At 66.2% G+C, this 13,931-nt stretch carries 12 protein-coding genes; 3 read left to right on the top strand and 9 right to left on the bottom strand.

Annotation, left to right across the window (positions count from 1 at the left end; genetic code table 11):
* Position 1 precedes the first annotated feature (1 nt).
* A complete protein-coding gene (locus E1J61_RS07980; RefSeq protein WP_133093557.1) occupies positions 2-424 on the top strand; it encodes a DUF3293 domain-containing protein in 423 nt (140 codons plus the stop codon).
* A gap of 27 nt (positions 425-451) precedes the next feature.
* Here E1J61_RS07980 and E1J61_RS07975 read toward each other — a convergent pair whose 3' ends face one another.
* The 5 genes from E1J61_RS07975 to E1J61_RS07955 all read right to left on the bottom strand — a co-directional run bounded on the left by E1J61_RS07975 (position 452) and on the right by E1J61_RS07955 (position 7,205).
* The gene (locus E1J61_RS07975; RefSeq protein WP_133093556.1) at positions 452-775 is read right to left on the bottom strand and encodes a hypothetical protein; all 324 of its coding nucleotides are present in this window, start codon (positions 773-775) and stop codon (positions 452-454) included.
* 201 nt (positions 776-976) lie between these two features.
* Positions 977-1,861 (bottom strand): 3-hydroxybutyryl-CoA dehydrogenase, encoded by an 885-nt coding sequence (locus tag E1J61_RS07970; RefSeq protein WP_243736836.1) that lies wholly within the window; start codon positions 1,859-1,861, stop codon positions 977-979.
* 11 nt (positions 1,862-1,872) lie between these two features.
* Positions 1,873-2,310: an HIT family protein gene (locus E1J61_RS07965; protein ID WP_133093554.1), complete on the bottom strand. Its 438-nt coding sequence runs from the start codon at positions 2,308-2,310 to the stop codon at positions 1,873-1,875.
* Positions 2,311-2,466: 156 nt separating this feature from the next.
* A complete protein-coding gene (gene icmF, locus E1J61_RS07960) occupies positions 2,467-5,757 on the bottom strand; it encodes a fused isobutyryl-CoA mutase/GTPase IcmF (RefSeq protein WP_133093553.1) in 3,291 nt (1,096 codons plus the stop codon).
* A gap of 1,100 nt (positions 5,758-6,857) precedes the next feature.
* Positions 6,858-7,205: a DUF2917 domain-containing protein gene (locus E1J61_RS07955; RefSeq protein WP_133093552.1), complete on the bottom strand. Its 348-nt coding sequence runs from the start codon at positions 7,203-7,205 to the stop codon at positions 6,858-6,860.
* 175 nt (positions 7,206-7,380) lie between these two features.
* On the opposite strand from E1J61_RS07955, the gene E1J61_RS07950 reads away from it, so the two are divergent.
* Positions 7,381-8,790, top strand: a complete 1,410-nt coding sequence (locus E1J61_RS07950; RefSeq protein WP_133093551.1) for a PLP-dependent aminotransferase family protein — start codon at positions 7,381-7,383, stop codon at positions 8,788-8,790.
* A gap of 3 nt (positions 8,791-8,793) precedes the next feature.
* On the opposite strand, the gene E1J61_RS07945 is transcribed toward E1J61_RS07950, so the two are convergent.
* From E1J61_RS07945 to E1J61_RS07935, 3 genes are all read right to left on the bottom strand, one after another.
* A complete protein-coding gene (locus tag E1J61_RS07945) occupies positions 8,794-10,191 on the bottom strand; it encodes an amino acid permease (RefSeq protein ID WP_133093550.1) in 1,398 nt (465 codons plus the stop codon).
* A 223-nt stretch (positions 10,192-10,414) separates the two neighbouring features.
* The gene (locus tag E1J61_RS07940; protein WP_133093549.1) at positions 10,415-10,615 is read right to left on the bottom strand and encodes a hypothetical protein; all 201 of its coding nucleotides are present in this window, start codon (positions 10,613-10,615) and stop codon (positions 10,415-10,417) included.
* Between the two features lie 9 nt (positions 10,616-10,624).
* Positions 10,625-11,860, bottom strand: a complete 1,236-nt coding sequence (locus E1J61_RS07935; protein WP_133093548.1) for an MFS transporter — start codon at positions 11,858-11,860, stop codon at positions 10,625-10,627.
* A 165-nt stretch (positions 11,861-12,025) separates the two neighbouring features.
* Here E1J61_RS07935 and E1J61_RS07930 point away from each other — a divergent pair, with 165 nt between their 5' ends.
* Positions 12,026-13,000 (top strand): GlxA family transcriptional regulator, encoded by a 975-nt coding sequence (locus E1J61_RS07930; protein ID WP_133093547.1) that lies wholly within the window; start codon positions 12,026-12,028, stop codon positions 12,998-13,000.
* A 219-nt stretch (positions 13,001-13,219) separates the two neighbouring features.
* Here the strand turns inward: E1J61_RS07930 and E1J61_RS07925 are convergent.
* Positions 13,220-13,931: aldehyde dehydrogenase family protein (locus tag E1J61_RS07925; protein WP_133093546.1), on the bottom strand; the 712-nt coding region annotated here is incomplete at its 5' end.

Genomic DNA, 13,931 nt, shown 5'->3' with positions numbered 1-13,931 from the left:
AGTGGCCACGGTCATCGACTCGGCCACGCTGCAGGCCTATCGCGAAACGCACTATCGCGTGCTGGGCGGCACGCCGATGACCTTGCGGGTAGACCAGGCCAGTGCGCCGCTGGCAACGCTGCACCAGGCGCTTGGCGTAGCGTGCAGCGGCTTCATTACCGCGGCCAACCCCTTCAGCCAGCGTTGCGACGACAACGCCAACGCGGCGCGCCAGCAGGCGCTGGCGCAGGACTTGGCGCAAATGGGATTGCGTGCGATCGAGGCCGCCGGCGAGCATCCCGCCAACGGCTGGCCGGCCGAGCCCAGCTTCCTGGTGCCGGGCCTGTCGCTTGAGGGGGCGCGCTCGCTGGGCGGGAAATACGGGCAGAACGCGGTGGTGTGGAGCGGCGCCGACGCGGTGCCGCGGCTGGTGCTGCTGCGTTGAGCCGCGGCACCTCAGCCCTGCGGCCGCTCAGTGGCGGTGCCCGTGATGGCCGTGTCCGTGTCCATGGCCATGCCCGTGGCGATGGTGGTGGTGGCGATGGTGATGGCGGTGCCCATGCCACTCATGCCGCCCATACCAGCGGCGGCCGTCCCAGTAGCGGTCTCCATGCCAGCCGTGGTAACGCGGCGCATAGACCACCGGCGGCGGCGGCGCCACGTAGACTGGCGCAGGAGCAACATAGACCGGGGCACCGATCTGCACGCCAACATCGACATGGGCCATGGCGGAACGGGCGGCAAGCAGCGACATCGCGCCCGCCAGCAGGGCGGCAACAAGAACCGGAGGCAGCATTGGGTGTCTTTTTTGTCGTAAATGGAATGGGTGCACTGTACCCGGCATTCCTGTTACCGGGTGCGGCGGAGTGTTTCCATTTATAACGACGTGTAAGCGGGATTTGGCATAAGGGGCGCCCACGCCGGAAATGACAGGGGCCGCACGCGGCGGCCCCGGGGGCGGTACGCAACGAGTCAGGTGCGGCGAGTGCCGCCTGAATTACTTGCTGTAGACGTAAACGCCGCGACCCGTCTTGCGGCCCAGGTAACCCGCAGCCACCATCTCGCGCATCAGCATCGCCGGACGGTACTTCGGATCGGCGAATTCGGTGTACAGCACTTCCATCACGGCCAGCATGGTATCCAGGCCGATCATGTCGGCCAGCGCCAGCGGGCCGATCGGGTGGTTGCAGCCCAGCTTCATGCCTTCGTCGATCTCTTCCGGCGAGGCCAGGCCTTCGCCCAGCACGCAGAAGGCTTCATTGATCATCGGGCACAGGATGCGGTTGACGACAAAGCCCGGGCTGTTCTTGACCGTGATCGGGTACTTGCCCAGTTCCTTCGCCAGCGCTTCCACGGCGGCGTGGGTGGCGTCGCTGGTCTGCAGGCCGCGGATCAGTTCGACCAGGGCCATCACCGGCACCGGGTTGAAGAAGTGCATGCCGATAAAGCGGTCGGCGCGCGAAGTCACCGCGGCCAGCTTGGTGATCGAGATCGACGAGGTGTTGGACGCGATGATCACGTTCTCGCCGACGATGCCGTCGATCTGCTTGAGGATCTTGACCTTCAGGTCGTAGTTCTCGGTGGCGGCCTCGATCACGATGTCGGTGGCCTTGAGATCGTCATACGACGTGCTGCCCTGGATGCGCGCCAGCGCGTGGGCCTTTTGCGCCTCGGTCAGCTTGTCCTTCTTGATCAGCCGGTCCAGGCTGCCCGCCACGGTGGCCACGCCCTTCTGCACGGCGGCGTCGCTGATGTCGACCATCACCACGTTCAGTCCCACTACCGCGCAGGCCTGGGCGATGCCATTGCCCATGGTGCCGGCACCGACGATACCTACTGTCCTGATTGCCATCTTCTCTTCCTCTGTTTGTTGGTTGCTTATCGATGTTTGCGTCAGCCGGCCTGCCTGGCCAGCGCGGCGATGATGCGCTCGGCATGCGCCTTGAGCACTTCCGGCTCCTGCATGTCGCGCGCATGGCCGCGCAGCGCCTGGTCGTTGTAGCGCGGCACGATATGGAAATGGATATGCGGCACGGTCTGGCCCGCCGCTGCGCCGTTGAACTGGCCGATCGAGATGCCGTCGGGGCTGAAGGCCGCGCGCACCGCGCGCGCCACGCGCTGCGTGGCCACGATGGCCGCCTGCGCGGCCTGCTCGGACAGGTCGAAGAGATTGACCGCCGCCTCCTTGGGCACCACCAGCGTATGGCCATCGGCCTGCGGCATGATGTCCATGAAAGCGATGGTGTCGTCGTCCTCGTACACCTTGATGCATGGCATCTCGCCGCGCAGGATCTTGGCAAAGATATTGTTCGGGTTGTACTGGCTGTCCATGGTCTCGTATTGCGGTTGTCTCGGGATTTGGTTGCCGCCGGCGCCATGTTGCGGTTAGCTGCGGCGCAGCATTCGAGTGTAACGCAGGGCGACCCTGCACTGCGGCCGCCCTGCGCGATTACCGGTCACTGAGCCGGGTACTACGTGAATCCGGGTCTACATATTGCGCCGGTATTGCCCGCCGACCTCAAACAGCGCGTGCGTGATCTGCCCCAGCGAGCAGACCCGCACCGCGTCCATCAGCACCGCGAACACGTTCTGGTTGTCGATCACCGCCTGGCGCAGCCGCTGCAGCATCGCCGGCGCCTCGCCGGCATGGCTCTGCTGGAACGCGTGCAGGCGGTCCAGCTGGCTCTGCTTCTCGGCCTCGCTGGAGCGCGCCAGCTCCAGCTTCTGCGGGACCGGGTCGCCATCCGGATTGCGGAAGGTATTCACGCCGATGAGCGGCAGCGTGCCGTCGTGCTTAAGCTGCTCGTAGTAGAGCGATTCTTCCTGGATCTTGCCGCGCTGGTAGCCGGTCTCCATCGCGCCCAGCACGCCGCCGCGCTCGGCGATGCGCTCGAATTCCTGCAGCACCGCTTCTTCCACCAGGTCGGTCAGTTCCTCGATCAGGAAGCTGCCCTGGTTGGGGTTCTCGCACTTGGCCACGCCCCACTCGCGATTGATGATCAGCTGGATCGCCAGCGCGCGGCGCACCGATTCGCCGGTAGGCGTGGTGATGGCCTCGTCGTAGGCGTTGGTGTGCAGCGAATTGCAGTTGTCGTAGATCGCGATCAGCGCCTGCAGCGTGGTGCGGATATCGTTGAAATCGATCTCCTGCGCGTGCAGCGAGCGGCCCGAGGTCTGGATGTGGTACTTGAGCTTCTGGCTGCGTTCGTTGGCGCCGTACTTGTCGCGCATCGTCACCGCCCAGATGCGGCGCGCGACGCGGCCCAGCACGCTGTACTCCGGGTCCATGCCGTTGGAGAAGAAGAACGACAGGTTCGGCGCGAAGTCGTCGATGTGCATGCCGCGCGCCAGGTAGGCTTCCACGTAGGTGAAGCCGTTGGCGAGCGTGAAGGCGAGCTGCGAGATCGGGTTCGCGCCGGCCTCGGCGATGTGGTAGCCGGAGATCGACACCGAGTAGAAGTTGCGCACCTGGTGGTGCACGAAGTACTCCTGGATATCGCCCATCACCTTGAGCGAGAACTCGGTGGAGAAGATGCAGGTGTTCTGGCCCTGGTCTTCCTTGAGGATGTCGGCCTGCACCGTGCCGCGCACGTTCTGCAGCACCCAGGCGCGGATCTTGGCCTCTTCGTCGGCGGTCGGCTCGCGCTGGTTGTCGGCGCGGAACTTGTCGAGCTGCTGGTCGATGGCGGTGTTCATGAACATCGCCAGGATGGTCGGCGCAGGGCCGTTGATGGTCATCGACACCGACGTCGACGGACTGGTCAGGTCGAAGCCGTCGTACAGCACCTTCAGGTCGTCGAGCGTGGCGATCGACACGCCCGAGTTGCCGACCTTGCCGTAGATGTCCGGGCGCACGTGCGGGTCTTCGCCATACAGCGTGACCGAGTCGAACGCGGTTGACAGGCGCTTGGCCTCCATGCCCTCGGACACCAGCTTGAAGCGCCGGTTGGTGCGGAAGGCATCGCCCTCGCCGGCGAACATGCGCGTCGGGTCTTCGTTCTCGCGCTTGAAGGCGAACACGCCGGCGGTGTAAGGGAAGCTGCCGGGCACGTTCTCGCGCATCAGCCACTTCAGCACCTCGCCTTCGTCCTCGAAGCGCGGCAGCACCACCTTGCGCACCTTGGTGCCTGACAGCGTCGTCGTGACCAGGCCGGTGCGGATTTCCCTGTCGCGGATCTTCACCACGTATTCGTCGCCGCTGTAGGCCTCGCGCATCTGCGGCCACATCGCCAGCAGCTTGCGCTCGACCTGGCCGAGCGCGCTGTCGCGTTCGGCGGCGAGTGCATCGAGTGCAGCGCCATCGCCCTGCGCGGCCTGCAGCATGCGGCTGGATTCGCGCAACTGCTGGCGCTCGCGCGCGATGCGGCTTTGCTCTGCCACGCGGCGGTGGTAGGCGCGCAAGGTGTCGGCCAGCTCGGCGAGATAGCGGCTGCGTGCCGGCGGCACGATCACGTTCTGGCCAGTGGAGATGCGCCCCCACAGCTCGGGCAGCGTACCGGGCCGCAACTTCAGGCCGCGCTCGGCCAGTGCCGCGCGCAATCCCTGGTACAGCATGGTCACGCCATCGTCATTGAAGCGCGATGCCTGCGTGCCGTAGACCGGCATGTCCTCGGCCTTGCCATGCCATTGCTCGCGGTTGCGCTGCACCTGCTTGGCAACGTCGCGCCACGCATCCTGCGCGCCCTTGCGGTCGAACTTGTTGATGGCGACGAAGTCGGCAAAGTCCAGCATGTCGATCTTCTCGAGCTGGCTGGCAGCGCCGAACTCGGGCGTCATCACGTACAGCGACAGGTCCACGTGCGGCACGATCGCGGCGTCGCCCTGCCCGATGCCCGAGGTCTCAACGATCACCAGGTCGAAGCCCGCCACCTTGCATGCGGCGATCACGTCCGGCAATGCCTGCGAGATCTCCGAGCCCGCCTCGCGCGTGGCCAGCGAGCGCATGAAGATGTTCGGATGGTTGATCGCGTTCATGCGGATGCGGTCGCCCAGCAGCGCGCCCCCCGACTTGCGGCGCGACGGGTCGATCGAGATCACGGCGATCGACAGCGCGTCCTGCTGGTCAAGGCGGAAGCGGCGGATCAGTTCGTCGGTCAGCGACGACTTGCCGGCGCCGCCAGTGCCGGTGATACCGAGGACGGGAATCGAAGCCTGCTTCGCCTGCGCGTGCATCGCCTGCACCAGCGCGGCATCGGCCTTGCCGTTTTCCAGCGCGGTAATCAGCTGCGCCAGCGCGCGGCGGTCGCCGCCTGCAACCGGATCGAGCGACGTGGGCGCGTAGCGCGACAGGTCGATGTCGCAGCGCTGCACCATGTCGGCAATCATGCCGGCCAGGCCCATGCGTTGCCCGTCTTCCGGGCTGTAGATGCGCGCCACGCCGTAGGCCTGCAGTTCGCGGATCTCGTCCGGCACGATCACGCCGCCACCGCCGCCGAAGACCTGCACATGCTCGCCGCCCTTTTCGCGCAGCAGGTCGACCATGTACTGGAAGTACTCGACGTGGCCGCCCTGGTAGCTGGAAATGGCAATGCCCTGCGCGTCTTCCTGCAAGGCCGCCGTGACCACTTCCTCGACCGAGCGGTTGTGGCCCAGGTGGATCACCTCGCAGCCGTGCGACTGCAGGATGCGGCGCATGATGTTGATCGAGGCGTCATGGCCGTCGAACAGCGACGCCGCCGTGACAAAGCGCACCTTGTTGGCCGGACCGCGGCCCTGCTCCGCCGGCTTGGGCTGCGGCGCGCCGCGGCGCACATCATGCACATCGGAAAGGTCGGTCATTGTCTCCACCGTCTCTGGGTGTTGGCTGCCACCGCGGCGTCCGCCGGAGGTGCCGTTCTATGCCGGCTTGGCTGGAAACGCGCGGGCTGCGCCCCGCGGTTGGGGCTGGTCGATTATATGACGTTGACGTTAACGTAAATCAAAGAGACGGAACCCCGACGACGGGGTGCCGGCGTCCTTATAGAGTAGGTGTCTGCGGGCTACGGGCAAACAAAAGGCCACCTTGTCGGTGTAATGCCGTTCAGATAAGGCTTCATGGGTCTGGTCGATGCTCGACGGGCCGCGCCGTTGGTGACATGTTGTCGTCGGTCAACCGCTGGGTTCCGCCCTCCTGGGCGGGTCACTTTTGTCCGAGCGACAAAAGTAACCAAAAGCGCGTCGCCTGAGCGGCTGGCTATCAAGTTGGCGGCGTGGGTGGGTCGGGCGGCGGTGATTTCCGTTTGGGCTTGGGTGCCCGTTCGAACCTGCTAACGCTATGTGAGTTAGGGACCGTGCCTGCGCTAACCGGCTCTTGAACGATCCCCATGCCGGGCGTAGGCCGCCTGCTGCATGCCATATTGGTGGGACGCCTTCGGCTGCGCTGCGCGCGGGCCCTAACGTGGCAGGGCGGCCGATCTCGCCTTGGCCATTGCCGTCACTGCCCAGCGAGCGAAGCAATGCGGGTTCGTGCCGGGGCACCTCACCCGCGAGACTGAGCCGCGCGCAGCGCAGCCGTAGGCGATGATGCGATACCGCAGGCAGCAGGCGGCCTACACCCGTCCTGGGGATGGTTCAAAAGTGGGGATTCGTCAGGCACCCACACTCACTCACTTGGCGTAGCAGGCTGGCATCGCGACCACGCCTCACTGAGACCAAAATCGCCAATATGACTAGAAGCGCCAAATTGGCTCAGCCAGCCGCAGGCGACGCGCTTTTTGGTTACTTTTTGGCGCTCGGCCAAAAGTGACCCGCCCAGGAGGGCGGAACCCAGCGGTTCAACAACTGCAACATCTCACCAGCAGCGACATCGATTACTTAACTGAACCGCATTAGACCTTGTCGGTGGCCTTTGCGCTGCGTCCTGATTGACTGCCGGTGCAAAACCGCCAGCGCCGGCCGATTCACCGGCACAACGCCCATATCCGCGGGCATTCCCCGAACGCATCCGTGCTGTGCTCCTCGACCCGATGGCGCAGCGCGTGCAGCCACGCCGCCATCCTCCGCATCGACCACGGTGCCGGCGTCTGGGCCAGCGTGAAGCGTGCTTCCGGGCCATCGCCCGACAGCCATACGCGATAGCCTTCCGGCAGCGCCAGTTCCTGGCCGGGCTCGAGCCAGATATCGTTGGGATTGCCTTCCACCGTCACCCACAGCTTGCCCGCCGCCGCGCAGACGGTCTGCCCGTAACCGGCGCGCCAGCTCACTGGCTGTCCGGGCTCGTCCAGTTCGAAAGTCCGTAGTTCGCGCATGATGCTCTCCTGATCAGCCTGGCGGAACCGATATCTCCGCCACGCTTCCATTATTCGCATCCCTCACTACAATCCCATGTACAGTTGTGAACAGTTTTCGATGAACTGTTCAGTAGTTTTCCCTGACAGTTGCATCTGACAGTTGCATATCCCGGTTTCCCCCGGCTGCCTGCCTATGAAACTCATATTAGATGCTTCCACCGGGATTCCACTGACCGATCAGATCGTCAGTGGCGTGAAGTCGTGGATCGGCAACCGCGAGGCCCGGCCGGGGGCAAAACTGCCCTCGATCCGCCAGCTGGCGGCGGAAAACGGCATCAGCCGCTTCCCCGTGATCGAGGCCTATGACCGGCTGGTGTCGCAGGGGCTGCTGGATTCGCGGCAGGGGTCGGGCTTCTACGTGGCGGACAGCCCGCTCGCGGGGCGCTCGGAGCGCGGCTGGTCGGACCCCAGCCTGGCGGAGGATCTTTCCGACCACATCCTGGAGCAGTTCAACCACCCCAGCAGTACGCTGAAGCTGGCCGGCGGCTTCGTGCCCGAGACCTGGCGCGACGTGGAAGGGCTGCAGCAGGCGATCCGCGCGATCTCGCGCACCGAGATCGACAGCGTGATCCACTACGCCACGCCGCTGGGCCATCCCGAACTGCGCAGGCAAGTGCTGCTGCGCGTGCGCCAGCTCGGCATCGCGGCGGAACTGCCGCAGGTGCTGATCACCACCGGTGCCAGCCAGGCGCTGGACCTGGTGGTGCGCCACCTGCTCAAGCCGGGCGATACGGTGTTCGTGGAGGACCCCGGCTACTACAACCTGTTCGGCCTGCTGCGGCTGCATGGCGTGCAGCTGGTGGGCGTGCCGCACACGCCCCAGGGCCCGGACCCCGACGCGTGCGAGGCGCTGCTGCGCCAGCACAAGCCCAAGCTGTTTTTCACCAACAGCGTGCTGCAGAACCCCACCGGCTCGACGCTGGCGCCGCCGGTCGCGTTCCGGCTGCTGGAGCTGGCGCGCCGGCACGGCTTCCGCTTTGTCGAGGACGACATCTTCTCGGACTTCCAGACGCACTTCACCGACCGGCTGGCCACGCTGGACCAGCTCGAGCACGTGATCTACATCGGCGGGTTTTCCAAGACGGTGTCGGCGTCGCTGCGGATCGGCTACGTGGTGGCCGACAAGGCGCTGGTCAAGGACCTCGTCGACGTCAAGGTGCTGACCAGCGTCGCCGGCTCGCACTTCGCGGAAGCGGTCACGGCGGCGCTGCTGGAGCGCGGCGGCTATCGCAAATACATCGAGCGGCTGCGCCTGCGCGTGCGCGAAGCGTCGGCCAACGCGGTGCGGCAGCTGACCGGCTGTGGCTGGGAAGTGTTCTGCGAACCGAGCGGCGGCAACTTCCTGTGGGCGCGGCCACCTTTCATCGAGGATTCGCGCGACCTGGTGGCGCTGGGCGAGGAATACGGCGTGACGCTGGCGCCGGGCAATTACTTCCGGCCCGGCGGCGAGGCCTCGGCCTGGATCCGCATCAACGCCGCCTATGCCAACGAGCCGCGCGCGGTGGCCTTCATGAAGGCCGCGGCGGAGCGCCGCCCGCGCTGACGCCTAGCCGCCGTGGTTATGCAGCACGGCGTTGCGCCGCGCGTAGGCGAAGTAGATCACCAGCCCCAGCGCCAGCCACACCAGGAAGGCAATCCAGGTCAGTGCCTGCAGGTGCGCCATCAGGAACAGGCAGAAGCCGACCGACAGCAGCGGCACCACCGGCACGCCCGGGCAGCGGAACGCGCGCGGCAGGTCGGGACGGGCCTTGCGCAGCACCAGCACCGCCACCGAGATCAGCGTAAAGGCCGCCAGCGTGCCGATATTGATCAGCTCGGCCAGCACGTTCAGCGGCACGAAGCCGGCAATCGCGGCAAAGATCAGGCCCACGGTCCAGGTGGCGAAGTAAGGCGTCGCGTGCACCGGATGCACCGACGACAGCCGCTCGGGCAACAGCCCGTCGCGCGACATGGCGAAAATCACGCGGGTCTGGCCGTAGGTCATCACCAGGATCACCGTGGTCATGCCCAGGATCGCGCCCAGGTCGACAAAGCCCGCGACCCAGTTTTGCCCCGCGTATTGCAGCGCCAGCGACACCGGGTGGTCGATGCCGGCAAACTTGGCGAACGGCACGATGCCGGTCATGATCGCCGCCACCACGACATACAGCACCGTGCATACGGCCAGCGAGCCGATGATGCCGATCGGCAGGTCGCGGCGCGGGTTGCGCACCTCTTCGGCCGCAGAAGTCACCGCATCGAAGCCGATGAAGGCGAAGAACACCAGCGCCGCCGCATTGAAGATGCCGCTGAAGCCGAACGGCGCGAACGGCTCCCAGTTGGCCGGCTGCACGTGCCAGACGCCGACCGCGATAAACAGCAGCACCACGCCGATCTTCACGGCCACCATCAGGTTGTTCACGCGCGTGGATTCGCGCACGCCGTAAGACACGACCCAGGTGATGGCCAGCATGATCAGGCAGGCCGGGAGATTGATCAGGGTCTCCACGCCCGGCACCGAGCCCGGCGCGGCGGTCAGCGCCGCCGGCAGCTTCAGCCCGAAGCCCGCCATCAGCGACTGGAAATAGCCCGACCAGCCCACCGATACGGCCGAGGTGGCCAGCCCGTATTCCAGCAGCAGGTCCCACCCGATCATCCACGCGACGATCTCGCCAAGCGTGGCATAGCTGTAGGTATAGATCGATCCCGATACCGGGATGGCCGAGGCAAACTCCGCGTAGCACAACGCGGCAAAGCCGCACGCCAGCGCGGCAATGACGAAGGACACGGTCAGCGCCGGCCCCGCGGTCAGCGCGCCGGTGCCGGTCAGCACGAAAATCCCGGTGCCGATGATGGCGCCGATTCCCATCATCACCAGGTCGACCGGACCCAGCACCTTCCTCAAGCCGTCATCGCGCGCGACGGCCAGCATCGCGTCGATGTCCTTGGTGCGGAACAAACTCATTCAGACTCCTGCAGCAGGGGCCGGCGCGCCTGCTTCTGCATTGGCGGCGGCCCGGAAAAAGCGCGCTAGTTTACGCCTGCCGCACTGCGCGGACGTCACTTTCGGCGCCAGCGCTCCAGCGGGCACGACGTCGGAATGATAGAGAACGCGCGATCGTCCGGTGCTGACCGGCCTCAGCCGGCCTGAGCCGGCCTGAGCCGGCCTGAGCCGGCCTGAGCCGGCATCAGCCGCCGCACCCGGGCGCGGCAAGAATGCCGTCCACGCGAGCCAGCGCGGCGGAGAGCGGGTCCAGCATCAGCATGGCGGTGCCGGCGAGCGCCAGCACCACGAACAGGAGAATCCGGGCCTGCCGCGTGCACGGCATCGTGCAGGCCGCCGCCAGTGGCGCCAGCGTGGCGGACGCCAGCAGAAGTTTCAGCAACATGATGCCGATTCAACGGCTCGGTGCCACAGCCTGCGCCCGGCCAGTCGCCACCACCGGCAACGCCCCCGCCCGGCGCAGCCCGAACCACGAACATGCCGCCGAACACAGCGTGATCCCGACCAGCGCGACGATGGTGTGCCGGTAGCTGCGCGTGGCATCGAACGACCACGCGCCCAGCTGCACCGTCAGGAAGGCGCCCAACTGGTGGCCCAGGAACAGCAGCCCGAATACCTTGCCCTTGATCCGGCTGCCATAGCGCTCGAAGCAGAACATCGAGGTCAGGATCACCGTGCCCAGGTAGCTTGCGCCAAAGCCCATTGCAAAGGGCAGCACGCCAAGGCCCGGCACCAGCAGCAGCACCATCGACAGCGAGCGCAGCGCATAGAACCCCGCCAGCAGGCGATGCTTGTCCCACCGCAACGCCAGCGCGCCGGAGACAATGCCGCTGGCCAGCTCCAGCACGCCCAGCGTGCTCAGCGCGGTGCCCATCGCCAGCCGTGGCACGCCTTGTCCCTGCCAGTGCGCCACCAGGTGCACGTCGATGAAGGCCATGGTCGCGCCACAACCGAAGAAGCCCGCCGCCAGCGCATAGAAGACCGGGTCGCGCCGGACCACCGTCCATGCCGAGACCTCCGCCGCCTGCGGCGCCGGCGCGGCTCGCGGCTCCCGGCGCGAGGCCAGCCACAGCGCGCCAGCCACCGGCAGCGCGAACACCACCCCCGCCGCGCCGAAGGCCGTGGTCCATCCCGCCCGCGGCTGCAGCCAGATCCACAGCGGCGACAGCACGATGAATCCGATCGCGGTACCGTTCGTCACGACCGCATAGGCCAGTCCCTTCCTGCGCTCCTCGAACAGGCGATCGACCAGGATGCCCATCGGCACAAAGGTCATCGCCGCCAGGCCGAACGCGCCCGCCAGCCCGAACGCCAGCACGAAGAATGCGAGCGACTGGTGCCACCACGCCACGCTGCCCAGCGCCAGCCCCGCGGCCAATGCTCCCGTCGCGGCCGTGCGCAGCGGCCCGACCCGATCGCTTAGTGCGCCGACCACCGGCGACATCAGTCCCGTCGCCAGCATGAACACGCTGCCGGACCAGGCGAACTGCGCGCGGCCCTGGCCGAAGTGGGCAACGAGGTCGACGAAATACACCTGGTACAGGCCCTTCACCGCGGTCGAGACGAACATCGCGGCAAAGCCGATGGCGACCAGCGCGAGGGTGATCGCGGGGATGCGGGTGCGGGTCATGGCGGTTCCTGTGTCGGGCGGGCTTGCCGACATGCTAAGCAACGCCATCCTGCCGCCACGGCAAGGTCGTGGACCAGAAAAGCAAATTTTCAGCCATGGCTGTTGCAGCGCCGCCGGAGCGCGCGAGAATGGCGGCATCGGACCGTTCGCCCTTTCCTTGCCGCCATGACCACCGCCTATCTGCTGGTGCTGCCCAACGTCCACATACTCGACCTCGGCGGCCCGCTCCAGATCCTTTCCAGCGTAGCGGAACTGGGCCTTGCACCGCTGCGGGTGCGCTGCGCGGGACCGCATTCGAGCGTCACGTCGTTCCAGGGACCGGCGTTGGGCCAGGTCGAACGGCTGCCTGCGCGACTGGAACCGGGCGATGTGGTTCTGGCGATCGGCAGCAAACTTCTGGACACACTGACCACTTCCGCGGCGTGGCGTGATACGGCGGCCTGGCTCAGGGAAACGTTTGCCGACGGCAGGAACGCGGGCGTGCAGGTCGCCGCCGTCTGCACCGGCGCTTTCCTGCTGGGCGCCGCGGGCCTGCTCGACGGCCGCCTGTGCACCACCCACCATGGACATACCCGCCGCCTGCGCGCGCGGCATCCAGCCGCGTCGGTCATCGACAACCGGGTCTTCGTTCGCGACGGCAATGTATGGACGTCGGCCGGCGTGGCCTCTGGTATCGACCTCGCGCTACGGCTGGTCGCCGACGCGTATGGCGATGACGCCGCCATCGCCGTCGCGCGCGACAACGTCGTGCCCTTCCGCCGCTTCAGCGGCGATCCGCAGCTGGCGCCGCAGTTCCGCGCACGTTCGCATGGCAACGCACTGGTGCATGCGGTGCAGGACGCGATCACACGCGAGCTCGACGCCAATATCGCCGACCCGCGCTTCGCCGACCGCTTTGCCATCAGCGTGCGGCACCTGTCCCGCATCTTCCATGAGGAGACCGGCCTGACGCCCAAGCAATACCAGCTCACGCTGCGCATGGCACGCGCGCGCAAGCTGCTCGCGTCATCAAGCCTGGCCGTGGAGGAAATCGCGCTGAAGAGCGGCTTCGCCAGCGTGCAGGCCTTTCGTGCCTGCTGGAACAAGACCGAGGCAACCACGCCGAGAGCTTACCGACAAGCGCGCGCCGGCACGCAATAGCGCGACAGACTCATTACGACCCGCGCGAAGCGCAGCCGTAGGCGTTCCCAGGTTGACGCTAGCAGCAGGGGCCACTCACAGCTCTGTTCAATCCCGAGCCACCGTGGCGCACCAAGGCGTCAGGCAGTCCTGCCCTGCAACGAAGCAAAGCCCCGTACGAAAACCCCGGCTCACTACGATAAGAGTGGCCGCCCGCAGGGCCGTAAGTCAAACCAACCCTTACTTAGCCACCGGCATCGTAAATTCAGCCCCCTTGGCAATGGCATCCGGCCACCGCTGCATCACGCTCTTGTAGCGCGTATAGAACCGCACGCCTTCTTCGCCGTAGGCATGGTGGTCGCCGAACAGCGAACGTTTCCATCCACCAAATGAATGCCAGGCCATAGGAACAGGGATGGGAACATTAATCCCGACCATACCAATCTGGATCTGCCGCGCAAACGCCCGTGCAATCCCGCCGTCGCTGGTGTAGCACGACACGCCGTTGCCAAACTCGTGCGCATTGATCAACGCAACCGCCTCGGCAAAGTCATGCACCCGCACTACCGACAAGACCGGTCCAAAAATCTCTTCCTTGTAGATGGTCATGTCGGGCTTCACATGATCGAACAACGTGCCACCGACGTAGAAGCCGTTTTCATGCCCTTCGACCTTGTGCCCCCGCCCATCGGTCACCAGCGTCGCGCCTTCTTCCACGCCCCTGGCGATATACCCCTCGACCTTGGCCTTGTGCGCCCCGGTCACCAGTGGACCCATTTCGGCGTCTGACTCCATCCCGTTACGGATCTTCAGCGCACGCGCCCGCTCCGCCAGCCGCGGCACCAGCTTGTCAGCAACGTCCCCCACCGCCACGGCAACGGAGATCGCCATGCAGCGCTCGCCCGCCGAGCCATAGGCCGCACCAATCAGCGCATCGACCGCCTGGTCCAGG

This window comes from Cupriavidus sp. L7L, from assembly GCF_004353535.1.
Taxonomy (GTDB): domain Bacteria; phylum Pseudomonadota; class Gammaproteobacteria; order Burkholderiales; family Burkholderiaceae; genus Cupriavidus; species Cupriavidus oxalaticus_A.
The sequence above is the reverse complement of the archived record's forward strand: the minus strand, read 5'-3'. Positions and strand labels throughout refer to the sequence as shown.